Consider the following 22,775-nt stretch of genomic DNA (forward strand, 5'->3'; position numbering starts at 1 on the left):
ATCCTCCTGCTTTCTCCGTTGTTACATACATTTTAACAAAAAGCCGAATCGAATCATAAAAGTTGGCCTTTTTCATGCGATTACGCGTAAGAATGAAGCCCCGCAATCACTAGGTTGACAAAGATGAGGTTAAACATAATGATCGCAAATCCGATTACAGCAAGCCAAGCGGACTTTTCACCATGCCAGCCTCGTGATAACCGAAGGTGGAGATAGGCGGCGTAAAATAAAAATGTAATTAAAGCCCATACTTCCTTCGGGTCCCATCCCCAGAATCTCGTCCATGCAATTTGTGCCCAGATCATCGCAAAAATAAGACCGCCTAACGCAAATACAGGGAATCCTATGGAAACAGCCCTGTACCCAATTTCATCGACTAAATCGAGATTCACCTGTCTTACGAGCGGCTGAAGCAGCGCACTTAGTCGTTTGCGAATGATCAATCTTAGCAGTCCATAAATAATCAGCCCAACGCCAAATGACCACAGCACTGTATTCACCTTTCTACCTGAAAAAACAGGCGGCAGATCAACCGCAGGCTCTAAACGATCTTTTGTGATAAGTTCTCCTTTATGAGGTCCTACTAAAGCAGGCAGCTCATAGACCATGACGCTCTCTTCTTTATTTTTATCTACCCAATTAAATTTCGCTTCATACCCTGTCATTCTAAAAATGGACGTGACTGCGATAAATGCAAGGGTGACCACAATCATAAACATGACCAGCTCTAAGCCAAAGGTTTTCTTCCCCGGTTTTGTTTGATCGACATGCTTCAAAAGAAAAATCACACCTGCCACAAAACTGATCGCCAAAATGGCTTGACCAAGCGCTGCTGTCGTGACGTGAATATATAGCCAATTACTTTGAAGTGAAGGAATCAGCGGTGAAATATCCGATGGAAACATGCTTGCATAAGCAATGATTAATAAAGCGATTGGAAGTGTGAATAAACCTAGCACAGACACTTGATAGACAAAATATAAAATAATAAATGCGAGCACCAGCATCATGCCAAAGGCTGTGGTGAATTCAAACAGATTACTGACTGGTGCGTGACCAGACGCGATCCATCTTGAAATAAAATAGCCAAATTGACTCAAAAAACCGATGATGGTGAGCGTTATGCCGATAAGTGCCGCCTTGTTTTTGCGCGGACCCTCTTCTTTCTTTTTTCCTTTAATGGCTCCTCCAAAAAAAGGAACTGCCGCTAAATACAATAGAAAAGCTGCAAATAACAGGTTTTCACTGACTGCCGCCATCTAATCCTTCCCCCTTGCTTTTGCTGATACTTGTTGTATCAGGCAGTTCTTTTTGATCCACTGGCTGTTTGATGCCACTGCCGTGCAGTAACACCTTGAGATCAGACTTTAAGCCGAACCAGTTTTTGTTTGTATGTCCTGCCACAAACACTTTTCCATCCTTTGTCGACAGCCAGATTCTTCTATGCTGCCAGTACATCCCTTGTACGACACCAATCATAAAGATCATTCCGCCAACAATAAGTACCCAGAGTGTTAAGTCTTTTCGAACCGTTAACCCTGTCACGTTTTTTGTTTCAACCCGGTCAAATTTCATTTTATAAAGATTGTTATCAGAACCCTCTACTGTCTCTTGAATCGCGACAAAACTTTTTTCACCTTTTGGTTTTTCAGGAGAGATCATTTCAAATACGAACGCAGGATTATTCGGATTCCTCGTTTTCGTACTAGGTGTGCCATCTTCGTCAAAATAAAAATCAGGCAAATAACTCATCACCTTGACTTTGTAACCGCTACCAAGATCATATTCTGACTTAGGCTCCAGCAGATTAATCTTCACTGTTCCGAAAGATTTCTCAGTATCTTTTCGAATCAGCTGAAAGACCATTTGATCGAGTTCATTTTGTTTAAAATCCACTTGATATAATGAGAAATTGTCAAACTTAAGCGGTTCATTCACTTTAATATCGTGTTCTGTTACCTGCTTCAGCTTTGGCTTTTCACCAAAAACAACTTCCCCTTCACGTTTGTATAAAACGGCATCGGTTTTATAACTTTTGACGACTTGACCATCGCCAGCCTTTTCAATAGCATTTTCAAAGACTTCTTTTTCTTTTTCAGATTCATAGCGGTCAATTGAAAACGCATTATTCTTTAAGAAGTATTGGCCTCCCGTCCCTGGGATTGGTGCCGTTTCGCCTTCTCTTACCCATAATGTTTCATCCACGTACATTCCCGGGACAAACCGAAGCATGGATCCAATGAGAAATATAATTAATCCAATATGATTGACGTAAGGTCCCCAGCGGGAAAAGCGGCCTTTTTCAGCTAAAATATGTCCATCTTCTTCTCTTACGCGGTAACGCTTTTGTTTCATCTTACTAACGATGCCTTCATATGTATGTTGATCTAATGTTTGATTTGTTTCGCTGAAAAGACGCTGCCTTCTCATAAAGCCTTCTTTTTTGACAACCCCTTGATTTTTGAGTGCACGATAAAGTGGAATCACTCGATCAAGGCTGCAAATCACAAGGGAAATTCCGATAGATGCGACAAGGGCTAAAAACCACCAAGAATTATAAAGATCATGGAATCCAAGGATGTAATATAACTTGCCAAACGACCCATATTGCTCCTCATAATAAGTGGAAGCTGATGCACCTGGCGGAATAAACCGCTCCTGCGGAAAAATAGTTCCTAGCGAAGAAGCTAACAGTGTGATGACAATGAGCCACACACCCACTTTTACGGAAGAAAAAAAGTTCCATACTTTATCAACAATCGTTTTGTTGTATGTTTGCGAGCGTCTTGCACTGCCGTCATATCTCATATCAAGCAGTTTTGATGAATTTTTCTCTTTTACTGAAATGGGATTCCCGCATGATTCACATAGAACAGTACCGATTGGATTAATATGTCCACACTCGCACTTTACCTCTTTCATTCTATGACCCCTTTGGTTTAATCAAATTCATATATTCATAGACATTACGTTCTGTCATCGTCCCCTTTATGACTTTGATTACTTTGCCTTCAGGATTAATTAAAAATGTGGTTGGCAGCGGCGTAATATCATATGCCTCTGTCACTTGACGATCTTTGTCCATGGCAACAGGAAAATTCACGCCATAAGCATCCATAAAATTCTTCACAGCAATATTGGATTCCCCCACATTCACGGCAACAATTTCGACACCGCGACCCTTGAACACTTCATACTGATTTGCCATATAAGGGAATTCCTGCTTACATGGACCGCACCATGTACCCCAAAAATTGAGAAAGACGCCTTTGCCTTTTAAGTCCTTTAATTCAATCCGTTCCCCATCTACCGATTGAAGGACAAAGTTCGGCGCAATAGATCCTTCTTTGATTTGATCCTGTTTGGCAAATACTGAGTTATACATCGTATAACACAGTGCAGCAAGCATCACGAGGAGAATGCCCGTCCGTATGAAAAATCGTCTTTTCTTCATCTGAAGTACCCCTTCCCCATAGACATTCAGGTAAATTATAGCATTCTCCTTCTTTTGATGCTTCTTCATTTTTTGAAGTTTATGTGAAAATTAAAAAGCGCTTTTCCCATGATCCGCAATCGCTCTTAGGCGTTTTACTTCATGCGGCGTCAATTCTCTGCGATCTCCTGGTCTCATGCCTTCAATATGAAGGAAAGCATATTGCTCTCTTTTGAGTTTTAAAACGTCGTGACCGATTGCTTCAAACATACGGCGAACCTGTCTATTTCTGCCTTCATGAATGGTTAATTGCACAATACATGTTTGCTTTCGTTTATCAATCGAGAGCATTTTGGCACGGGCAGGTGCTGTTTTTTTATGGTCTAACATGATTCCTTTTTCTAACTTTCTAAGCAATTCTTTTGAAGGGATGCCTTTTAGTTTCGCTGCATACGTTTTATCAATTTCATATTTCGGATGCATGAGCTTATGGGCAAATTCGCCATCATTTGTAATCAAAATTAAACCGCTCGTATCATAATCCAACCGGCCGATTGGATACAGACGCTGCGGAACATCATCAAAGAAGTCTGTCACGACTTTGCGTCCTTTATCATCCTCGGCAGCTGAAATGACGCCGCGCGGTTTATAAAGCATAAAGTAAACCGGTTCTTCTCTTTCAAGCTTTAAGCCATTGACTTCAATTTTATCTGAAGAGCCCACCTTTACTCCGAGCTCTGTCACTGTTTCACCATTAACGGTAACTCGTCCTTCTTTAATTAATTCTTCAGCCTTTCGTCTAGAAGCGACGCCGGCATGGGCAATTACTTTCTGTAAACGTTCCATTTGTCTTTCACCTCATGTACTATCTTACTTGCTTGGCTTGAAACAAACAAGCATTCGTGGAAAAATAAGCGTTTCATCTGTCTAATTTCAACAAAAAAGCTGTTTTCCATCCACGAAATAAAAAAAGCGCCTGATTAGGCGCCGCTAAATAACAAACTGACGATAATAATCGATGCAATGATCCCAATCAGGTCTGCAAGCAGCCCCACTTTCAGTGCATCTCCCATTTTTTTAATACCAACTGCTCCGAAATAGACGGTTAAAACATAAAGGGTCGTATCCGTTGACCCTTGCATAACGGCGGCAAGCTTGCCGATAAAAGAGTCTGGACCATAAGTCGCAATTAAGTCTGATGTCATACCAAGCGCCGCTGTTCCTGATATAGGACGAATAAGCGCAAGCGGCACCACTTCTGTAGGAACACCAATCGCTGTAAACACAGGTTTTAATAACTCCATGACAAAGTCAAGTGCCCCTGATGCACGGAAAATCGTAATGGCGACAAGCATACCGACTAAATATGGAATGATTGAAAAGGCAATTTGAATGCCTTCTTTCCCGCCTTCTACAAATGTTTCGTACGTCGGTACTTTTTTAATCGTCCCTGCAATCAATATTCCTGCGATGATCAGTGGAATCAAAGCAAGTGACAGCCAGTTAATAAATGCCACAAGATCACCCCCGCCTGCTTCTGCGATAGTGGAAATAGCGATCAATCATAATCGCACCGATACCTGAAATAAGTGTCGCCAAAATGGTTGGGCCTACAATATCTGTTGGCTGATCTGCGCCATAGGTCATACGAATGGCAATGACAGTCGTTGGCACAAGTGTGATAGAAGATGTATTGACTGCTAAAAAAGTGATCATAGATCGGCTCGCCTCATTTTTTCCGCCATTTAATACTTTCATCTGCTCCATCGCCTTAATCCCAAGTGGTGTAGCGGCGTTCCCAAGGCCAAAGAAATTTGCCATGAGATTGGACAGAATATACCCCATCGCTGGATGATTCGCAGGAATCTCAGGAAATAGTTTTGAGATAAAGGGCCGGCATAATTTACTAAAGAAATGTAACAACCCCGCTTCTTCTGCGATCTTCATCAATCCTAGCCAGAATACAAGAACACTAATCAACCCAATTGAAATGGTGACCGCTTCTTTTGATCCTTTAAAGACCGCTTCATTCACTTCATGCATCGTTCCGTTAAACATTGCATAGACAAGACCGATGACCGTGAGGAATACCCAAATCAGATTGACCATGAAGATCCGCCTATCGATGTCTGAAAGACAGACTTAAACATTTCTTGAAAGCTTTTTTGGGGCATTCGGTTGCGTTTGTTTTCATAAAAAATGGGGACTTGCTCAATTACCTGACCATCCAGTAAGAACGTCATTTTCCCTACTACATCTGGGATCGCTTCTTTGTTTTTCTCCCATTTCTTTTCAGGCGTCAGCATTTCCGTTTCGATTTCCACTAGTTTTTTCTCATCCTCATTTAGTAAATAGTCCACATCCCGCTTAATAAACGCTTTTTTTTCGTAAAAAGTCCCTTTTAACGAAGCGAGCCTGCCTTTTTCAGCAAGTACATACGTTTTATAGTGATCAAATGCATACTCAAACATTGAGATATGATCCTTCCAGTCATCCGGTGCATTAATCGTCACAGCAATGAGCGCAGCATCTCCTTTTGCAGCTGTGGAGACAAGTGTGCGTTTTGCAAGTTTTGTATATCCTGTCTTCCCTCCAGTCGAATATTGATACAAACCCGTGAGCAGCTTGTTTTTATTTTTCCAATAACCCTCGATTGTTTTTGCTTTATAAAAGGTGGTACCGGCAATTTTTTGATATTGCTGATGTTTCATGGCGTACTTCGTTAAGATCGCCATATCATAAGCTGATGAATAATGGTTTTTATGATCATCGAGTCCATGCGGATTTTGAAAATTCGTATTCTCCATTCCTAGTTCAGAGGCCTTTTGGTTCATCATAAAAATAAAGCCTTCTAAGCTGCCGCCAACATGTTCTGCAATGGCAACAGCTGCATCATTTCCAGAGCGCAGCATGAGCCCGTATGTCAAGTCTTCTAAACTCACCTTCTGTCCTTCCTTTAAATAAATCGAAGAACCTTCCGCTTGAATCGCACGTTTTGACACTTTGACCATGTCGTTCATTTTTCCTGATTCAATGGCTAATACAGCCGTCATAATTTTTGTGATACTGGCGATTCTTCTTTTTTCGTGCTCGTCCTTTCCAAATAGGACTCTGCCTGACTGTCCATCTATTAAAATGGCGCTTCTCGCACTCACCGATAATGAGACGTCTGCTTGAGCGTGTGAGGAAAAAGGCAGTAAGAGTGTCAATAGAAGAAGGACTGCTGTTCCAATTTTTAAATAGGGCATGTTCATTCACGTCCTTGTCCGTTTTGTACAAGTGTATGCGCGGCTGAAAAAGTTATGATGCCTCGTCCATAAAAAAAAGCAACTCTCATATGAGAGTTGCCTTGTCTTCTTTATACCATTTTCATTTGCTGATGAGATGTTGTATATTCCAGCTCTTCTCTCATCGTTAAAAAATCCTTTTCTAATGAAGAAAACAAACGTTTGACCTCAGCCGATACTTCATGATGGAAAACAATGCAGCTTTTTCCTGTGTAGGCTGAACGGCTATTTTCATACCATGTATCCTTTTTTGGTGTAAAAAATTCTTCAATACATTGATGATAAATACGATGAAGCGTCTGCTGTGCGGCTTGCTGCGGGAATGTCTGTTGCTGCCTGATTTTCCTACAAACCGCCGCGGCATCCTCGCTATAAACTGCAAGCTTCCGCAATGTACTTAATATGTCACAATAATAGGCTTCCGCTTCCGGGTTTAATCGTTTCAAGCTTGATAAGGTGGCTTCGTTCAGAAAATCATTCACTTCAACTGCAACCTTTGATAAAAAAACGCCTGCTTGATCAACTTGAGCCTTTACATTCATATGTGCCATTTGTTTCGTGTTTACCTTCCCCTCATGGCTTTGTCACCATTTTATCTTTCAAATGAAGATTTTAGACCTAAAATCTTTTTTATATTTTATCATACATTTTTCCTTATTTTGAACTATTTTATCTCTTCAAATGTTTGATTGAAGTTTTCAAAAAAGAGATCAGCCTCTTCTTGTACCCCATCTGCTTCCACATTCTCTGGAAGTGGCGGTAATTCATCTAAGGCTTTTAAACCAAATTGCTCTAAAAAGGTAGGTGTTGTCCCATAAAGGATCGCTCGTCCCGGTCCATCGGCACGTCCTACTTCACAGAGCAGTGCTTTGGCAACTAAACTATGCAGCACTCGTTCTGATTTCACGCCTCTGATCTCCTCGACTTCGCTGCGTGTAATCGGTTGTTTATACGAGACAATGGCGAGCACTTCTAGCGCTGCCTGTGACAAACCTTTCGATGGTGTCTCTACTAATTTTTTTAAATATACGCTGTATTCTTTTTTCGTCAGCAGCATGTATGAATCTGCATATTCAATGAGCTCAATTCCTCGTTCTTGTTTTTGATATTCTTCCTTTACGGCAGACATAATATCAAGCAACGCTGCCTCATCAACTTCAAGAACAGACATGAGCTGTTTTCTTGTTAAGCCTTCGTCACCTGCTGCATATAGCAGCGCTTCTAAGATGGCTTTCCAATTCACGATATCAAGCGTCATGAATCGTTTCACTCCCTATGATATAAATATCTTCAAAGTTTCCTTCCTGCTCCAGCATGATTTGATGGCTCTTCATCAATTCGAGAACAGCAAGAAACGTCACGACAAGGTGTTCCTTTTGATCATGTTGAAATAAAGTCATGAAATTGGTTCGCTTTTTTGTTTTTCTTAAATGGTTCATAATCTCATTCATTTTGTCTTCAATCGGGATTTCTTGTCTTGTAATCTTTGATGGTGCTGGTTTTGTTATTTTTTTGCGGTTCAATACCTTTTGGAACGCACCTAACATATCATACACCGTGACGTGTAAGTTTGTGTCCTTCGCTTCTGCTTCTTTTGCAAATTCACTTAAATCACTTGGTGGTTTTGTGAAGGCGTTTTGCCGCTCTTCTTCACGTTCCTTCAGTTCTTGCGCTGCATTTTTATACTTGCGGTATTCAATTAATTTGCCAATCAGCTCATCACGAGGGTCCTCTTCTTCTTCCATCAGGTCTTCATCAAACAGCTCTTCCTCTTGTTTTGGAAGAAGCATTCTGCTTTTAATGCTGAGGAGAGTTGCAGCCATCACCAAATACTCACTTGCAACATCCAGTTCAAGCTCCCTCATCGTGTGGACATATAATAAATACTGCTCCGTAATTTTAGCGACGGGAATATCATAAATATCAATTTCCAAACGGTTAATTAAATGTAAAAGCAAGTCCAAAGGACCCTCAAACGAATCTATTTTCACCTGATATTCCAGCATTCTTTTCTCACCATTTCTACTGTCTTCTAAGTACCGTTTTCATCGGCTAACCTTTAGTATAAGACACGATAAAGCTCTCGTCCAATATAATTTCGACCATGAGGCAGCAGGCAAAAAAAGAAAAACAGTGGATTCGCCCATACCAATGAGGGCATTTATACATAGAATACCATTGTAATCAGAACTGATGAAAAAGGAGGCCGTAACATTATGGGAGATGGTTATTACTTCGGCGGAGGATTTGCGCTTATTGTTGTGCTGTTCATCTTGCTGATCATCGTTGGCGCGGCTTGGGTTTATTAAAGAAACAGAGCGTCCTTTCATAAAGGGGCGCTCTTTCTTCTTTTCTTTTCGGTATGTTAGACTGATAGTGGAAAAGGAGATGACCGCTGTGTATCCTAAAGCGTACGTGGCTTTTTTACATGAATTTCATACGACAAGAGATTATTTTGAGTGTCATGAAATTCTTGAAGAATTTTGGAAAGAAGATCCTCCTCATCAGCGCAAAAAGTACTGGGTGGGTCTCATTCAGCTTGCTGTTGCTTTGTATCATCAAAGACGAGGAAATGGAAAAGGAGCAAAACGGCTGATTTCAAACAGCCTTCATATATTAGATTCGGACCGGAACGTACTAACAGAATTAGGTCTTGATGAAGAGGCATTTCTTTTGCTGCTGAGAACACTGAAAAAGAAAATCGATGAAGACATGCCCTACGAAAGTGTGATGCTGCCAATCCGAGATGAAACGCTTCTTTCTTTATGCCAAGAGATGGCGGAAAAAGAAGGCTTAACCTTCGGACAGGAGAGCAACTTATCCCATACATTCTTAATTGAAAAGCATAGACTGCGTGATCGGACGGACGTATTGCTTGAACGTGAAAAGCAGATGGAACGTAAAAAAAGCAGAGGCATATAACCTCTGCTCTAGCGTGTAGACAAACCCTCGCATTCGGTGTCAGTCCTGCGTGCCGGTGCTCACGAATATCGAATTCGCTCCGCTCCAGTACTCGTCCTTCCTAGACTGCAAAGGTTTTCTATCACGCTGAAAAGGAAGACAAAGGGCTAAAATAAAGTTCATTTTAGCCCTTTGTCAACAATCTAAAGCAGAGGCATATAACCTCTGCTTTTACATGTGTGATATTTAGTTTGTTTCATTGTGACACTTATGAAAGAAGCCTTGCGTTAATTCATTTGGAATGAGTGTTTTCGTTTTGAATACTTCTTCCACGGCTAATACCATTTCCTTGCCGATGCCTTGGTCACGATGGGACGGATTGACACTAATATGTTCGATTTGTACTTGGTCGTCTGTTTTCAGCACACCAATCGCACCGACGATATCCTCGCCATCTTTCCAAAGGAACAGCTGCCGATCTTCATCCATTTCATACGACTTTATCGTCTGCTGAAGCTGTTTGACGTCTTTCTCACCCGGCATAAAGGACAGGAGTCCCATGGCAATTTTTTCAAAAGACCTCTTGTAACGAATTAACATATATACCCCTCAATATTAAAATTATCCTATTTTACAGCAAATGTCTTATGAATCACTTGCTCATCACACATTATAAACACTTTTAGGTTGTTTTTAAACTCTTTTTCATCAAATTAACGAAACGTTCGATTTAGGTTGGCCATTTCAATAGCAGCTGCAGCCGATTCACTGCCTTTATTTCCAGCCTTTGTACCGGCTCTTTCAATGGCTTGTTCAATAGATTCTGTTGTCAGTACACCAAAGATAATCGGCACCCCTGTCGAGATGGCACTTTGTGCGATTCCTTTAGCCGCTTCATTACAAACATAATCGTAATGTGATGTTGCCCCGCGAATCACGGTTCCAAGTGTAATGATTGCATCATATTTTTTTGTTTCTGCTAGTTTTTTTGCCATATACGGAATTTCAAAAGCCCCTGGCACCCACACGACATCAATATCGTCACCGTTTGCTCCGTGTCTGAGCAATGTATCTTCTGCCCCATCTAGCAGTTTGCTTGTAATAAAATCATTAAATCTAGCGACGACGATTCCAAACTTTAATCCTTCTGCTACTACATTACCTTGTATTGTATTCATATGTTCATCATCCTTTTTTGTGATTTTTATTTTGTTTTCATTGTCGTTGTTTGCTTGTTTATATATGCCTGCAATGCTTCAATCGTCAGCATCTTTAAATCGTGTTCTTTTTGAATTTTTTGTAGTTCGGGTACGCGGGCCATGGTTCCATCTGCATTCATAATTTCACATATGACACCCGCTGGCACTGAACCCGCAAGTTTAGCAAGATCAACGGCCGCTTCTGTATGACCTGGTCTTTCTACTACGCCTCCCTCTTTTGCAATAAGAGGGAAAACATGACCTGGGCGGGCAAAATCTTCTGGTTTTGACTCTTTATTTAACATGGCCAAAATGGTCGTTGAGCGCTCAAAAGCACTTATACCAGTTGTCGTTGACGTATGGTCGATGCTCACTGTAAATGCTGTATGATGTGCATCCGTATTTCGCTCGACCATGGGATGCAGATCCAAGTGTTTCGCAATCGAGGCATGAACTGGTGTGCAAATAAGACCTCTTCCATGTAAAGCCATGAAGTTAATGACTTCCGGCGTTGCATGCTCAGCAAGTGCCACAAAGTCTCCTTCATTTTCTCTGTCTTCATCATCTACTACGATAATGATTTCTCCTCGTTTCAGGGCATTTACTGCCTCATCAACTGAATGATACATACAATCGCCTCCTAGAATCCGTGCTCTTTTAAAAATGATGGGGTTAATCGTGATGGCTGCTTTTCGTTTTGCTCTTTTGTTAAAAAGCGATAAATGTATTTACCGATCATGTCACATTCAATATTTACTACATCCCCCATAGATTTAGTCGGGAAAATAGTTCCTTCAAGCGTATGTGGAATGATAGAAACTGTCACATGAGCATCTCGCAAATCGAAAATAGTCAAGCTGACGCCGTCTATTGCGATCGATCCCTTTTTTGTGAGCATATCTGTGAGGGTCTTGTCCATTTTCAAATCATAGTAAATGGCATTACTCTTCTTTTCTACACGGGTAATCACAGCCGTTCCATCAACATGACCTGAAACAAAATGACCGCCGAATCGTCCATTTGATGACATCGCTCGCTCTAAATTCACTTGGCTACCTGGCGCAAGCTGATCAAGTGATGTCGCTTTGACCGTCTCAGGCATCACATCTGCCGCAAACTGTTCTTTTGTGAAGCTTGTGACAGTGAGACAAACGCCATTGATGGCGATACTATCGCCTAGGTGAACATCTTCTAGTACACGACTGCACTTGATGATAATTTCCATGGCATCTGCGGATCTTTTGCTTAATGACTGGACTGTACCCACTTCTTCAATAATCCCCGTAAACATGTGATCCTCCCTTTCTCTTTCTTTTGTATTTCTCACTTTTTGAAAAAGCGATGTTTGGGACATGTGATCGATTGAACACCTTCGTCGCTTTTTATGGTCCATACAAGGTAAATGAGGGATCACCTAATAAACACTGCATGTGATGACTATATTGACATACAGAAAGCCCCGGAAAAATTCCGGGGCTGTGGTTTTTTTGCATTAGAAATAAAACTATGATCAACACATATTTTTTGTTCATACATAGCTTTCGTTATCCTTCTCCCATCCAGACTTTCACTGTCGGCTTCAGCTTCTCACTGAATCAACCGTTAATAAATTAACGGGTCACGGGCTGTAAAGCATTTGCTTTATTACCGTCGGTCGGGATTTTCACCCTGCCCCGAAGGATACAATCGATATTTAGCTGTCCTTAGGGGCTATTATAGCGATCCTTGTGGTCAAATGCAACAATCAAGATTTATCACCTGTTCATAAAAAAGCCTCCCTATAGGAAAGGAGACTTGTTAATTGACGACTTTTACCACTTTTATAAGACCGTCTATTCTTTTTTCATTACTAAAGTACGCTTTAATACGATCGCCTTTTTTCAGATCGGCCACATCATCTTCAAATTTCTTTCCGTTAAAAATGATTTTCGTGCCATTTTTGGCTTGACCGTAATACTCATCACCATCAATTTTTGTAATGGTATATTCATAGATGGTGTAATCTTTATCATTATTCGTTAAACTTTCGCCAATGGCTGTTGGCACATCTTCAATTTTCATGCCATTCATGTATAAATAACCTGCGCCTAAACAAAGCAGTAAAACAAATAAGATTGCGATTTTCAATTTGATTTTCCCCATATTTAGAACCTCCATCATCTGCACTTCGCCTATTTGTATGTTCTATTCCTTCTTTTGATGAAATAAAACCAAAAAAGCTGATTTTCATTAATGGTTACTTATATAACGATTCAAGTGGACTTTTGGTTCCACCTTTTCATCATTACATATGATACGAATATGCGTTCTTTATTAAGGGGGTCTTTTTTCCTCTTTATCTGTTAGCAGGGTAAACAAGAAAGACGAGCTTTTTGATTATATTCTTTTCTCTAATGCGAATAGATCTTCCTCTAACAATTGAGATCTTTGAACAGCGATATTTCGGCTGTCACGAACCCCTTGATTATAATAGTAGCTTCCAAGATGTTTTGTGATAAATTCTAATATATTGATGGCTGCTAATTCACCAATCTCCTCTTCTCGTTCTTCGGCAAAGTAACGCTGAATGGCAATCATCATCTGGTTTTTTTCTTCTTTTGTTAATGGTTTCAAAGTATCTCCTGCTTTCTTTCAGCATGATCACACGCTTTTTAGATGTGCACTTTTACTTATTTTTAGAGCTTCTATGGTGACACTTACGAATACGAATGTTTGTTCTCTTATCATATCACAAAAACGTGTCCATAACACCCTAAAAGAAAAAGCGTGCTTTAATCAATTGATCAAAATACGCTTTCTTTATATAGACTATTTATTTCAATATGGATAGGATCGTCGCTACAGAATGATCTACAAATGAACGCTCTGGGCGAGATTTCATGAGGACTGTAAGTCCAATAAAAGAAACAACCAGCGCCTGTGCTAAGGCTTTGGCATTCAGACTGCTTTCGAGCTCACCCGAGCGAATACCTTGTACAATTTTTTCTTCAAAAATGACCGAAAGATACATCTGATGCTCTCTTGTGAGAATTTCAAATTTCTCTTCGTGTGGGGCAAGCTCGACTATTGTATTGATGCAGAAGCACCCTTTACTCGGCCCATGTCCATATTCCTCTTCTACTAATTCAGCAAATAATGTATGAAATGCTTCCTTTGCAGATAGATTGTTTTGAAGTTTGGTTCGAATGTGGGCAGCATGCTGAGTTGTATATTTGCGTAATGCCGCTTCAAACAATTCCTCTTTATCACCGAACGCTGAGTATAAGCTTGGCCGCTGTATTCCCATTTTTGCAGTTAAGTCGCTTAATGTAGTCGCTCTGTACCCCTTCTCCCAAAAAAGCAACAAGGCCTCATCCAACGCTTTTTCTTCATCAAATTCCCGTTGTCGAACCATTATCAACCCTCATTTCTATCATAAAAATCTCTTCACTAAATCAATCATCTATTTCTTATAAGGATTTTTTACTAACCGGTATATTATCATTCTATTTTATTGACGTATCATTGTCAAACCGACTGCCCCTCTCAAGATCTTCACTACATCATCTTGACTTTAAAACGTTTCTCTGGTTATCCTTAACAGGAATCATTTTATACCAAACAGTATATTATACTATTTAGTACAAAAGGAGAGGATGACATGCATGAAAAAAGAAAAAATGAATGCCGTTGAACATTCTAATCTGGAAACGACTCATTTACAAATAAACACCCGATCAACGATGACTCGCAATATGGCTCTACTGTTTTCGACAGCCTCAGGGATGGCAGTTGCAAACATATACTTTGCACAGCCATTATTAGACTCCCTCGCATCCGAGTTTGGTATCAGCTATTCATCCGTTGGTATGGTCATTACGATTACTCAGCTTTGTTATGCGCTAGGACTGCTACTGATCGTACCACTTGGTGATCTGTTCAACCAACGGCGGCTCATCGTAGCTCAAATGCTAGTATCCGTGTTATCTCTCATTCTAGTCGGTATCGCCCCTACCGCCACCGTCCTGTTCATAGGACTAGCTGCGGTGGGACTGCTCGCTGTAGTCACTCAGGTACTCGTAGCATTCGCAGCGACATGGGCCGCTCCTGAAGAACGTGGCCGCATAGTGGGCTTGGTTCAAAGTGGAATTGTGATTGGTATTCTTCTCGCACGAACGTTTGCTGGTGTACTAACCGATCTCGCCGGCTGGAGATCAGTCTATCTCGTTTCCGGCGTGATGATGCTGATCATAACTGGCGTGTTGTACCGGTATCTTCCGCGTGCTGACAGCAAGAGAGCCTCCATATCCTATGTGAACTTGCTCGCTTCAATGTTTATATTGTTCAGACAAGAACGAATTCTACGTATTCGTGGCGTACTGGGTTTTCTGATCTTTGTTGTGTTTGGCACGCTGTGGACTTCACTTGTGCTGCCTCTCAGCACTACGCCATACAATCTGTCACATACGGCAATTGGTGCATTTGGCCTTGCTGGAGTTGCCGGAGCATTAGGTGCCGCTCGAGCTGGAAGCCTTGCTGATCGAGGCTTAGGACAGTTAACAACGTGCATCGCCCTTGTCCTATTACTCTTTTCATGGTGTTTTATTTTTTTCAATGAATATTCCCTCATTTTATTAATCGTTGGTATAGTCATTCTTGACCTATCTGTGCAGGCCGTTCATGTGACCAATCAAAGTATGATTTTCATGGTCCGGCCTGAGGCGAGAAGCCGGCTGACTGCTGCTTATATGATTTTTTATTCACTTGGCAGTGCGCTCGGTTCTATTGTATCAACTAACATATACGCAAACGCTGGCTGGAATGGGGTATGTCTATTTGGAGCCTCTATCAGCGCCTTAGCCCTTTTATATTGGATGATCACCTACCGCTTCACGGCACAGATCACAGGAACATCAGATGTAAAATAAAAAAAACACCGCAATTAAGCGGTGTTTTGGATTAAGCATCGATCACTTCGACTTTTTCCATGCCTTGTCCTTGTTCCATATCAAGAACAGCTTCGATACCAGATGTTACTTTGCCAAAAACAGTGTGAACACCGTTTAAGTGCGGCTGTGGGTCATGTACGATAAAGAATTGGCTGCCGCCAGTGTCTTTACCAGCGTGTGCCATTGATAATGAACCTCTCTCGTGCTGATGAGGGTTTCCTTCTGTTTCACATTTAATTGTGTAACCAGGTCCTCCAGTTCCATTACCGTTTGGATCGCCGCCTTGGCTTACGAACCCTGGGATCACGCGGTGGAATTTCAATCCATCGTAGAAGCCTTCATTCGCTAATTTTTCAAAGTTTGCTACTGTACCTGGAGCAGCCTCTGGGTAAAGTTCAAACTCAATTTTCTTTCCATTCGTTAATTGTATGTATCCTTTTTTCGCCATTTTTCACATTCTCCTTTCAGGTTAAACAACGCTCATTATAGCACATTTTCGGTGATGTTAAACATCCCCTGCTTGTCGAATGTGATTTACCTCTTTTGCCATCATTGATAAAATAAAAGAGCTTGATCCTTTTCTCCTAAGGAAATGATCACAGACTGAGCAAATCACTTCATCATATTGGAGGTTTCAAACATCTTTAAAAGAAAATTGAAACGTCAGACTGATTTGTTACGTCTATATGATGGAGTACGATTCAAATCATGTACTCAAAAGATGAGTTTCTCACCATCGAGAAACGCTTTCGACTTGAAGGAGGTCAACATGTTTAAAAAAACAATGCTTGGTATGATGGCAGCGCTCCTTTTACTGATTGGTGCGCCAAAAGTCAGCTTAGCGGATGCAGCTGTCGGCGATGTCATCGTCACACTCGGGCAAGACTTAACACCGGCTGATCGCCAGAAGGTGCTTGACGAGTTGAATCCACCTGAAAATGCGACAAAAATTGAAGTAACCAATAAAGAAGAGCACGAATATTTAGGAAAGTATATCCCTCGTTCTTCTATCGGGACGAGAGCATTATCATCTTCATCCATCACCATTGAAAAATCAGGTACGGGTCTGACCGTGGATACACATAACATTAAGACCATTACAGATGAGATGTATTTAAATGCTTTAATGACCGCAGGCGTGAAAGATGCAAAGGTTGTCGTGACGGCGCCGTTTGAAGTATCTGGTACAGCAGCACTGACAGGTCTATTAAAAGCCTATGAAGTGTCAAGCGACAAAGCCATTCCTGAAGATGTGAAACAGGTGGCAAACGAAGAGCTTGTAACAACATCTAAACTGGGAGACTCTATTGGAAAAGACAATGCTTCTGCCCTGATTGCAAAAATCAAAGATGACATTGCCAAAAATGGAGTTCCTAAAACAACAAAAGAAGTGGAAGAAAAAGTAGATCAAGCCGCTTCTGATTTGAACTTAAATCTAACGCAAGACCAAAAAGATCAACTTGTCTCTCTCTTTGATAAGATGAAAAATATCAATATCGATTGGAAACAAGTCGGATCTCAAATTGATAAAGCAAAAGACAAGATTACAAAATTCATAGAATCAGATGAAGGGAAAAACCTTCTACAGAAGATTTGGGATTTCTTTGTCTCTATTTGGAACGCGATCGTCTCTGTATTTACTGGTGGAAAATAAATGTCATAGAAAAAGCTGCCTGATGATCAGGCAGCTTTTTTTAAGTCGATGATTTCACTTTTGATTGATAAGGTAAATCCAATTTGACAATGTCCTCATATGTCTCACGCTCAACGACAAGCTGCGCTTCCCCATCTTCTACAAATACTACAGCCGGGCGCGGGATGCGGTTATAGTTGTTTGACATGCTGTAGCCATAAGCTCCTGTACAAAAGACAGCTAACAAGTCTCCCTGTGATAACTCTGGCAGATCAATATCCCAAATGAGCATATCTCCACTTTCACAGCATTTGCCTGCAATGGACACAGTTTGATCATGCGTTTGACTCATTTTATTGGCGCTCGCTGCTTCATATTTTGCTTGATATAAAGCAGGTCGAATGTTATCACTCATTCCGCCGTCAATGGCTACATAATCGCGAATGCCAGGTACATGTTTTGATGAGCCGATCGTATAAAGAGTGGTTCCAGCATCTCCAACAAGGGAGCGGCCTGGCTCAATCCAAATTTCAGGCATCTCAAATTCATAGCGGGCTACATTTTCTTTCACCGCTTGAATAATTTTCTCCACGTATTCAGTTGCTGGAAGTGGTTCGTCCTCTTCTGTATAACGGATGCCAAAGCCTCCGCCTAAGTTTAGCACTGTGGAAATAAATCCAAATGATTCTCTCCATTCATCTAGCTTCAAGAAAATCTTATCTGCCGCAAGGACAAAACCAGCTGTATCAAAGATTTGAGAGCCGATATGACAGTGGACACCTAAAAGCTCGATCACTTCTGATTCAAGTACTTGTTTGACCGCTTCGTCTGCTTGTCCATTATGAAGATCAAAACCGAATTTTGAATCTTCTTGACCTGTTGTAATATAGTCATGCGTATGTGCTTCAACGCCCGGCGTGATGCGGAGGAGTACTTTCACCTGTTTTGATAGCTCTTGCCCAAGCTGTTCAATGAGGTTGATTTCATAGAAATTATCAACAACAATACAGCCGATTCCATACGCTAATGCCATCTTTAATTCTTCTCTGCTTTTGTTGTTACCATGGAAATGAATTTTTTCTACTGGAAACCCGGCACAAATGGCTGTGTGCAGCTCCCCGCCTGAAACGACATCAAGTGATAAGCCTTCTTCTTTTGCCAGCTGGAACATGGCAATAGAAGAAAACGCCTTACTCGCATATGCCACCTGAGCCTTTAGTTCTTCTTCAATAAATGCTTTCTGAAAGCTTTTTGCACGCTCCCGTATTAAAGCCACATCATATACATAAAGTGGTGTCCCATACGTTTCAGCTAAAGAAACGGCATCAACACCACCAATTTCTAAATGTCCGAGTTCATTTTGTCTGCAAGTGCCGTGTAAATACAATGTCATTCCCTCTTTCTCCGCCTCGGCTGAAAAAAGACAGCTGCACAAGCTGCCTTTTGCCGTTTCTCAAAGTTAAAAATACAATATCACAATCTTCAGCCACTTTCAACGAGCGTTAAGAATTTGGCGGAATTTTTGATCTGTTCTGAGGGTGAACGATGCTTGGCCTTACTTTTGAGCCAGGAACAGACGTCCGAATGAGCACTTGCCATAAAGCCTTTCCATTAAAAGGAATGAACGGCCACATATAAGGCGTCTGTAAGGAACGAATGGATGTTAAGTAAATAAGTAACAGCGTAAAACCGATGATCAGTCCATTCAGCTTAAAGATCGCTACTAGTGCTAATATGATCAGTCGGATGATTTTATTAGCGACACTCAGTTCATAACTTGGAGTGGTGAATGTACCGATGGCTGCTAGCGAGACGTATAATATGACCTCTGGTGTAAATAAACCGACATCAATTGCAATTTGTCCAATTAATACGGCTGCAATCAAACCCATAGCAGTCGACAAGGCGGTCGGCGTATGAATCGCCGCCATTCGTAAAAATTCCACCCCAAAATCAGCAAGGAATACTTGGAGAATGACAGGGATATGAGAAGGTTTGTTAAATCCAATATAGCTTAGATTGTCTGGCAGAAGATTCGGTTCTAGAATAAAAAGAAACCAGATCGGCAAAAGAAAAGTAGAACATAAGATGCCTAAAAAACGCACCCATCTTAAAAAAGTCCCAACTGCTGGCGCCTGGCGGTATTCTTCAGCATGTTGAACGTGATGAAAAATAGTGGTTGGTGTAATGATGACACTAGGAGATGTATCCGTAATGATGATGACATGCCCTTCTAATATATGGTTAGCGGCTACATCTGGGCGCTCGGTGTATCGCACAAGCGGGAAGGGATTATATCCTTGCTTAATGATAAATTCTTCTATTGTTTTATCAGACATCGTCAGTCCGTCAACTTTAATCCCAGACACTTCTTTTTCGATAATATCAACAAGATCAGGGTCAGCTATGTCTTCAATATAACAAACACAGACGTCCGCTTTAGAACGCTCGCCTACTTTAAGCATTTTGTATCGCAGTTTTTCATCCCGCACTCTTCTGCGAATGAGTGCTGTGTTCACAATGATGTTTTCAACAAAGCCGTCTCTTGCACCTCTGACAACCTTTTCTGTATCCGGTTCCTCCGGCATTCTGCCAGGGTAACTCCTGACGTCAATAATAAATGAGTAATTTTCACCTTCGACAACGACTGCCACAAGTCCAGACAACACTTGATCCACTGCTTCATCAAGCGTTTCAACTTTTGAGACTTGCTGATTGACAAGACGGTTTTCTACCACACGTGCAAGATCATCTGATTCAGGTTCGTTGTCATTGATTTCAATCAATTCTTTTAATAAATAGATCACATATTGTGTATCACATAATCCATTTACATAGTAAAGCTGGATTTCCTGATCATGGACATAAATTTTCCGAACGCCAAGGTCAAAGCTGAGACCCATCCCGACATTGTCTTTGAAAAAATCTTCATTTTTCTTCGGATCTCGGTACACGTGCACCTTGTCTTTCTTCATGGAAACCGCTCCTTTCTAAAATTAATTCGACTGCCTTCATTGTGATGGGGGACCCTTTGCTTAGATCATCTTTCCGTCCCATCTTGCCAATATCTCCAATGCCGACAACAATCGGAAGCTGTAGTGAATCGAGACAATACACTGTATCTCCACTCATTTTGTGTGGTTCCATTTCTGGAAGTCCATGTTTGTCAACGCCGTATTCTGTCAGTTCACCTTCCCGGTCAATGGAGACATGTACCTTTGTCCATTCCGCTTGATGGGTTTTAGATGCCACTGCAATGGCGCCAATCACTTCAATTTCAGGGTGACGTGCTACGTGCTTCATAGCCGTCTCCCCTGTTCCTTCACCTGTTAAGCCAGAATCATCAAACATGACAAACACTGGGTCATACGGCGTTTTTAAAATCATCTGGACCAGTTCTGGTCCTGTTCGTTTGCTCGGATTCCCTTTTGAGCTGGAAATACATCTTCCGCCGACTTTCTTTGCGACAAGCTCAATCGTTTTGGCAGCATATATATCTCCGTCTGTCACTAAAATGACTTTGCGTCTTTGCCCCATATTAGGTTATCCTTTCGGTTTAAAGATAAGTGCAATGATAAATGAAAATAAAATTGCAGCTGATATTCCAGCAGAGGTTAACTCAAAAATCCCAATTCCGATTCCAATAAATCCGTGGACATCGGCCTGATGCATCGCCCCATGAAGCAAGCTATGACCAAAGCTTACGATAGGAACGGTAGCACCCGCTCCTGCAAATTCAATAAATTTATCATAAATACCAAACCCGTCTAAAATCGTCCCCGCCACAACAAAGGTCGTCATGACATGTGCCGGTGTGAGTTTCAGTACATCAAGTAAAAGCTGGCCGATCACGCAAATCAGTCCGCCTGCAACAAAAGCAATCAAATAATCCATTAGCTTTCTCCTCCTGCACGCTCAAATACCACTCCGTGCGCAATGGTTGGAATGGTCTCTTTTTGCTGAACCATCATTGGGCTGAGAAGCGCCCCGGTTGCTACAACCAATACTCTTTGCAAATTCCCTGCTTTCATTTCTTGAAAGATGTGACTGAATGTCACGACAGCTGAGCAGGCACAGCCGCTGCCTCCAGCGAATACATTTTGATCAGGTGTGTATATGATTAATCCGCAATCATCATGCTTCCGCCCAAGCTGAATGCCATCTTCTTTCAGAAGATCCTTTAAAATAGGCGATCCAATTCCAGATAGATCTCCTGTTAAGATAAGATCATAATCATCTACTGTTCTTCCTAAGTCTTCTAAATGTTGTTTGATTGTGTCTGCCGCTGCAGGCGCCATAGCCGAACCCATATCAAATGGATCTGTAATCCCAAGATCCATCACCCGTCCGACGGTAGCACTTGTAATTTGAATTTGGGAAGGTTCTTGGCTGATGACGACAGCACCGCTCCCTGTCACTGTACTTGTGGCTGTATCTGGTTTTTGCCCGCCATATTCTGTTGGATTACGAAATTGCCGCTCTGCCGTCGCATTGTGACTGCTTGTCGCAGCAAGTGCTCTATTGGCAAACCCTCCATCTACTAACGCTGAGGCAATGGCGACTGATTCCATAGATGTGGAGCAGGCACCAAATAAACAAAGAAACGGGATTTTGAGTTCTCTTGCCACATAGTTGGCTGTCACGTTTTGGTTTAGTAAATCTCCTGCCAGCAAAAGGTCAATATCACTTTTTTGCAAATTCGCTTTTGATAAGGCCATTGATATGGCATCATCCATGAGCTGCCTTTCAGCCATTTCCCAGTTCTTTTGATAACAGTGCATTTCATCATAGGTTTTATCAATGAGATGACCGATTGGGCCTTCTTTTTCTTTCGGTCCTGCAGCTGTTCCTTCCGCATTCACATAAAGCTTGTGTTCAAATACCCAAGATTGCTTACCTGTTAGTTTCACGTTTTATTCCTCCTACGAAAACATCTTTTCCAAGACGTATCGAATAATCCCTACGACATATGCCGAGACGACACCAAACACAATGACGTTCCCAGCCAGTTTAAACATGTTGGTCGCTACACCTAACACAAGCCCTTCACTTTTATGCTCAAGAGCCGCACTTGTCATGCTGTTTGCAAATCCTGTCACCGGGACAGCTGATCCCGCTCCAGCAAACTGGCCGATTTTATCGTAAATACCAATACCAGTTAAAATAGAAGAAATTAAAATAAGGGTCGCCACCGTTGGATTCCCTGCTGTCTTCTCATTAAAATCAAAAAAAGTAATATAGAAATTTTGCAATCCCTCGCCTATCGCACAAATCAAACCGCCGACAAGAAAAGCCTTGATGCAGTTCAGTACATAAGGAGGTTTCGGCTGATACGTTTTCACTTTAGATGGATAATTCTCTTTTAAACTTGACACGTGTTGTTCCCTCCACATT

At 41.4% G+C, this 22,775-nt stretch carries 28 protein-coding genes and 1 riboswitch; of the genes, 4 read left to right on the top strand and 24 right to left on the bottom strand.

The window, feature by feature from the left end; translation table 11 throughout:
- Positions 1 to 80: 80 nt before the first annotated feature.
- The 10 genes from ccsB to NSQ70_RS10560 all read right to left on the bottom strand — a co-directional run bounded on the left by ccsB (position 81) and on the right by NSQ70_RS10560 (position 8,726).
- On the bottom strand, positions 81 to 1,259 hold the full coding sequence (ccsB, locus tag NSQ70_RS10515) for a c-type cytochrome biogenesis protein CcsB (protein WP_144679400.1): 1,179 nt from the start codon (positions 1,257 to 1,259) through the stop codon (positions 81 to 83).
- Positions 1,243 to 2,922 carry a cytochrome c biogenesis protein ResB gene (locus NSQ70_RS10520; protein ID WP_342502153.1) on the bottom strand — a complete coding sequence of 560 codons (1,680 nt, stop codon included), beginning with the start codon at positions 2,920 to 2,922 and terminating at the stop codon, positions 1,243 to 1,245. The genes ccsB and NSQ70_RS10520 overlap by 17 nt, the downstream gene beginning before the upstream one ends.
- A gap of 1 nt (position 2,923) precedes the next feature.
- Positions 2,924 to 3,454 carry a thiol-disulfide oxidoreductase ResA gene (locus NSQ70_RS10525; protein ID WP_342502154.1) on the bottom strand — a complete coding sequence of 177 codons (531 nt, stop codon included), beginning with the start codon at positions 3,452 to 3,454 and terminating at the stop codon, positions 2,924 to 2,926.
- 90 nt (positions 3,455 to 3,544) lie between these two features.
- Positions 3,545 to 4,279 (bottom strand): 23S rRNA pseudouridine(2605) synthase RluB, encoded by a 735-nt coding sequence (gene rluB / locus NSQ70_RS10530; protein WP_007501012.1) that lies wholly within the window; start codon positions 4,277 to 4,279, stop codon positions 3,545 to 3,547.
- A gap of 134 nt (positions 4,280 to 4,413) precedes the next feature.
- Positions 4,414 to 4,950: a spore maturation protein gene (locus NSQ70_RS10535; RefSeq protein ID WP_039165799.1), complete on the bottom strand. Its 537-nt coding sequence runs from the start codon at positions 4,948 to 4,950 to the stop codon at positions 4,414 to 4,416.
- Between the two features lie 4 nt (positions 4,951 to 4,954).
- Positions 4,955 to 5,542 (bottom strand): nucleoside recognition domain-containing protein, encoded by a 588-nt coding sequence (locus tag NSQ70_RS10540; RefSeq protein WP_008344468.1) that lies wholly within the window; start codon positions 5,540 to 5,542, stop codon positions 4,955 to 4,957.
- Complete coding sequence (locus tag NSQ70_RS10545) at positions 5,530 to 6,681, bottom strand: D-alanyl-D-alanine carboxypeptidase family protein (RefSeq protein WP_017367523.1); 1,152 nt, start codon at positions 6,679 to 6,681, stop codon at positions 5,530 to 5,532. Before NSQ70_RS10545 ends, NSQ70_RS10540 begins: the two co-directional genes overlap by 13 nt.
- Positions 6,682 to 6,791: 110 nt before the next feature.
- On the bottom strand, positions 6,792 to 7,271 hold the full coding sequence (locus NSQ70_RS10550) for a YpuI family protein (protein ID WP_024718922.1): 480 nt from the start codon (positions 7,269 to 7,271) through the stop codon (positions 6,792 to 6,794).
- 113 nt (positions 7,272 to 7,384) lie between these two features.
- Complete coding sequence (gene scpB, locus NSQ70_RS10555) at positions 7,385 to 7,978, bottom strand: SMC-Scp complex subunit ScpB (RefSeq protein WP_008344462.1); 594 nt, start codon at positions 7,976 to 7,978, stop codon at positions 7,385 to 7,387.
- Positions 7,968 to 8,726 (bottom strand): segregation/condensation protein A, encoded by a 759-nt coding sequence (locus tag NSQ70_RS10560; protein WP_007501021.1) that lies wholly within the window; start codon positions 8,724 to 8,726, stop codon positions 7,968 to 7,970. The genes scpB and NSQ70_RS10560 overlap by 11 nt, the downstream gene beginning before the upstream one ends.
- 210 nt (positions 8,727 to 8,936) lie before the next feature.
- Between NSQ70_RS10560 and NSQ70_RS10565 the strand changes: the two genes are divergently transcribed.
- The gene (locus NSQ70_RS10565; RefSeq protein WP_008359694.1) at positions 8,937 to 9,029 is read left to right on the top strand and encodes a YjcZ family sporulation protein; all 93 of its coding nucleotides are present in this window, start codon (positions 8,937 to 8,939) and stop codon (positions 9,027 to 9,029) included.
- Between the two features lie 88 nt (positions 9,030 to 9,117).
- The gene (locus NSQ70_RS10570) at positions 9,118 to 9,642 is read left to right on the top strand and encodes a DUF309 domain-containing protein (protein ID WP_072367786.1); all 525 of its coding nucleotides are present in this window, start codon (positions 9,118 to 9,120) and stop codon (positions 9,640 to 9,642) included.
- Between the two features lie 225 nt (positions 9,643 to 9,867).
- On the opposite strand, the gene NSQ70_RS10575 is transcribed toward NSQ70_RS10570, so the two are convergent.
- From NSQ70_RS10575 to NSQ70_RS10605, 7 genes are all read right to left on the bottom strand, one after another.
- Positions 9,868 to 10,221 (bottom strand): GNAT family N-acetyltransferase, encoded by a 354-nt coding sequence (locus NSQ70_RS10575; RefSeq protein ID WP_017359785.1) that lies wholly within the window; start codon positions 10,219 to 10,221, stop codon positions 9,868 to 9,870.
- A gap of 113 nt (positions 10,222 to 10,334) precedes the next feature.
- Positions 10,335 to 10,799 carry a 6,7-dimethyl-8-ribityllumazine synthase gene (ribE, locus tag NSQ70_RS10580; RefSeq protein WP_041507130.1) on the bottom strand — a complete coding sequence of 155 codons (465 nt, stop codon included), beginning with the start codon at positions 10,797 to 10,799 and terminating at the stop codon, positions 10,335 to 10,337.
- Positions 10,800 to 10,825: 26 nt separating this feature from the next.
- A complete protein-coding gene (gene ribB / locus NSQ70_RS10585) occupies positions 10,826 to 11,449 on the bottom strand; it encodes a 3,4-dihydroxy-2-butanone-4-phosphate synthase (protein WP_017359786.1) in 624 nt (207 codons plus the stop codon).
- Positions 11,450 to 11,460: 11 nt separating this feature from the next.
- Positions 11,461 to 12,111 carry a riboflavin synthase gene (gene ribE, locus NSQ70_RS10590; RefSeq protein ID WP_026050106.1) on the bottom strand — a complete coding sequence of 217 codons (651 nt, stop codon included), beginning with the start codon at positions 12,109 to 12,111 and terminating at the stop codon, positions 11,461 to 11,463.
- A gap of 252 nt (positions 12,112 to 12,363) precedes the next feature.
- A riboswitch (FMN riboswitch) is annotated at positions 12,364 to 12,505 on the bottom strand.
- Between the two features lie 112 nt (positions 12,506 to 12,617).
- Positions 12,618 to 12,962, bottom strand: coding sequence for a hypothetical protein (locus tag NSQ70_RS10595; protein WP_008344451.1), 345 nt, complete (start codon positions 12,960 to 12,962; stop codon positions 12,618 to 12,620).
- Between the two features lie 234 nt (positions 12,963 to 13,196).
- Positions 13,197 to 13,433 carry a DUF2164 domain-containing protein gene (locus tag NSQ70_RS10600; protein WP_017359788.1) on the bottom strand — a complete coding sequence of 79 codons (237 nt, stop codon included), beginning with the start codon at positions 13,431 to 13,433 and terminating at the stop codon, positions 13,197 to 13,199.
- Between the two features lie 199 nt (positions 13,434 to 13,632).
- Positions 13,633 to 14,214 carry a TetR/AcrR family transcriptional regulator gene (locus NSQ70_RS10605; RefSeq protein ID WP_017367527.1) on the bottom strand — a complete coding sequence of 194 codons (582 nt, stop codon included), beginning with the start codon at positions 14,212 to 14,214 and terminating at the stop codon, positions 13,633 to 13,635.
- A gap of 250 nt (positions 14,215 to 14,464) precedes the next feature.
- Between NSQ70_RS10605 and NSQ70_RS10610 the strand changes: the two genes are divergently transcribed.
- Entirely contained in the window at positions 14,465 to 15,727 is a 1,263-nt protein-coding gene (locus NSQ70_RS10610; RefSeq protein ID WP_342502591.1) for an MFS transporter, read from the top strand.
- Positions 15,728 to 15,758: 31 nt separating this feature from the next.
- Here the strand turns inward: NSQ70_RS10610 and NSQ70_RS10615 are convergent, their stop codons facing one another.
- Positions 15,759 to 16,196 (bottom strand): peptidylprolyl isomerase, encoded by a 438-nt coding sequence (locus tag NSQ70_RS10615; protein WP_007501040.1) that lies wholly within the window; start codon positions 16,194 to 16,196, stop codon positions 15,759 to 15,761.
- 321 nt (positions 16,197 to 16,517) lie between these two features.
- Here NSQ70_RS10615 and NSQ70_RS10620 point away from each other — a divergent pair, with 321 nt between their 5' ends.
- Positions 16,518 to 17,402: a DUF1002 domain-containing protein gene (locus tag NSQ70_RS10620; protein ID WP_008344446.1), complete on the top strand. Its 885-nt coding sequence runs from the start codon at positions 16,518 to 16,520 to the stop codon at positions 17,400 to 17,402.
- A 40-nt stretch (positions 17,403 to 17,442) separates the two neighbouring features.
- Here NSQ70_RS10620 and lysA read toward each other — a convergent pair whose 3' ends face one another.
- The 6 genes from lysA to spoVAC all read right to left on the bottom strand — a co-directional run bounded on the left by lysA (position 17,443) and on the right by spoVAC (position 22,756).
- The gene (lysA, locus tag NSQ70_RS10625) at positions 17,443 to 18,768 is read right to left on the bottom strand and encodes a diaminopimelate decarboxylase (protein ID WP_342502592.1); all 1,326 of its coding nucleotides are present in this window, start codon (positions 18,766 to 18,768) and stop codon (positions 17,443 to 17,445) included.
- Between the two features lie 115 nt (positions 18,769 to 18,883).
- Positions 18,884 to 20,356 carry a spore germination protein gene (locus tag NSQ70_RS10630; protein ID WP_342502155.1) on the bottom strand — a complete coding sequence of 491 codons (1,473 nt, stop codon included), beginning with the start codon at positions 20,354 to 20,356 and terminating at the stop codon, positions 18,884 to 18,886.
- Complete coding sequence (locus NSQ70_RS10635) at positions 20,310 to 20,918, bottom strand: stage V sporulation protein AE (RefSeq protein ID WP_007501044.1); 609 nt, start codon at positions 20,916 to 20,918, stop codon at positions 20,310 to 20,312. Before NSQ70_RS10635 ends, NSQ70_RS10630 begins: the two co-directional genes overlap by 47 nt.
- A gap of 6 nt (positions 20,919 to 20,924) precedes the next feature.
- A complete protein-coding gene (gene spoVAE / locus NSQ70_RS10640; RefSeq protein ID WP_007501045.1) occupies positions 20,925 to 21,275 on the bottom strand; it encodes a stage V sporulation protein AE in 351 nt (116 codons plus the stop codon).
- Positions 21,275 to 22,291, bottom strand: coding sequence for a stage V sporulation protein AD (spoVAD, locus tag NSQ70_RS10645; RefSeq protein ID WP_008344437.1), 1,017 nt, complete (start codon positions 22,289 to 22,291; stop codon positions 21,275 to 21,277). The genes spoVAE and spoVAD overlap by 1 nt, the downstream gene beginning before the upstream one ends.
- A gap of 12 nt (positions 22,292 to 22,303) precedes the next feature.
- A complete protein-coding gene (gene spoVAC, locus NSQ70_RS10650) occupies positions 22,304 to 22,756 on the bottom strand; it encodes a stage V sporulation protein AC (RefSeq protein ID WP_024718929.1) in 453 nt (150 codons plus the stop codon).
- Positions 22,757 to 22,775 lie beyond the last annotated feature (19 nt).

It is taken from the genome of Bacillus sp. FSL R5-0397 (genome assembly GCF_038593395.1).
Classification (GTDB): Bacteria; Bacillota; Bacilli; order Bacillales; family Bacillaceae; genus Bacillus; species Bacillus altitudinis.

Coding starts and splice junctions, on each gene's coding strand:
- rluB (WP_007501012.1), bottom strand. CDS start 4,279: ATGGAACGTTTACAGAAAGTAATTGCCCATGCCGGCGTCGCTTCTAGA.
- NSQ70_RS10575 (WP_017359785.1), bottom strand. CDS start 10,221: ATGTTAATTCGTTACAAGAGGTCTTTTGAAAAAATTGCCATGGGACTC.
- NSQ70_RS10550 (WP_024718922.1), bottom strand. CDS start 7,271: ATGGCACATATGAATGTAAAGGCTCAAGTTGATCAAGCAGGCGTTTTT.
- scpB (WP_008344462.1), bottom strand. CDS start 7,978: ATGACGCTTGATATCGTGAATTGGAAAGCCATCTTAGAAGCGCTGCTA.
- ribB (WP_017359786.1), bottom strand. CDS start 11,449: ATGTATCATTCAGTTGATGAGGCAGTAAATGCCCTGAAACGAGGAGAA.
- ribE (WP_041507130.1), bottom strand. CDS start 10,799: ATGAATACAATACAAGGTAATGTAGTAGCAGAAGGATTAAAGTTTGGA.
- NSQ70_RS10605 (WP_017367527.1), bottom strand. CDS start 14,214: ATGGTTCGACAACGGGAATTTGATGAAGAAAAAGCGTTGGATGAGGCC.
- spoVAE (WP_007501045.1), bottom strand. CDS start 21,275: ATGGATTATTTGATTGCTTTTGTTGCAGGCGGACTGATTTGCGTGATC.
- ccsB (WP_144679400.1), bottom strand. CDS start 1,259: ATGGCGGCAGTCAGTGAAAACCTGTTATTTGCAGCTTTTCTATTGTAT.
- NSQ70_RS10560 (WP_007501021.1), bottom strand. CDS start 8,726: ATGCTGGAATATCAGGTGAAAATAGATTCGTTTGAGGGTCCTTTGGAC.
- NSQ70_RS10620 (WP_008344446.1), top strand. CDS start 16,518: ATGTTTAAAAAAACAATGCTTGGTATGATGGCAGCGCTCCTTTTACTG.
- NSQ70_RS10630 (WP_342502155.1), bottom strand. CDS start 20,356: ATGAAGAAAGACAAGGTGCACGTGTACCGAGATCCGAAGAAAAATGAA.
- NSQ70_RS10565 (WP_008359694.1), top strand. CDS start 8,937: ATGGGAGATGGTTATTACTTCGGCGGAGGATTTGCGCTTATTGTTGTG.
- NSQ70_RS10540 (WP_008344468.1), bottom strand. CDS start 5,542: ATGGTCAATCTGATTTGGGTATTCCTCACGGTCATCGGTCTTGTCTAT.
- NSQ70_RS10525 (WP_342502154.1), bottom strand. CDS start 3,454: ATGAAGAAAAGACGATTTTTCATACGGACGGGCATTCTCCTCGTGATG.
- NSQ70_RS10615 (WP_007501040.1), bottom strand. CDS start 16,196: ATGGCGAAAAAAGGATACATACAATTAACGAATGGAAAGAAAATTGAG.
- NSQ70_RS10635 (WP_007501044.1), bottom strand. CDS start 20,918: ATGGGGCAAAGACGCAAAGTCATTTTAGTGACAGACGGAGATATATAT.
- ribE (WP_026050106.1), bottom strand. CDS start 12,111: ATGTTTACGGGGATTATTGAAGAAGTGGGTACAGTCCAGTCATTAAGC.
- NSQ70_RS10545 (WP_017367523.1), bottom strand. CDS start 6,681: ATGCCCTATTTAAAAATTGGAACAGCAGTCCTTCTTCTATTGACACTC.
- NSQ70_RS10520 (WP_342502153.1), bottom strand. CDS start 2,922: ATGAAAGAGGTAAAGTGCGAGTGTGGACATATTAATCCAATCGGTACT.
- NSQ70_RS10595 (WP_008344451.1), bottom strand. CDS start 12,962: ATGGGGAAAATCAAATTGAAAATCGCAATCTTATTTGTTTTACTGCTT.
- NSQ70_RS10610 (WP_342502591.1), top strand. CDS start 14,465: ATGAAAAAAGAAAAAATGAATGCCGTTGAACATTCTAATCTGGAAACG.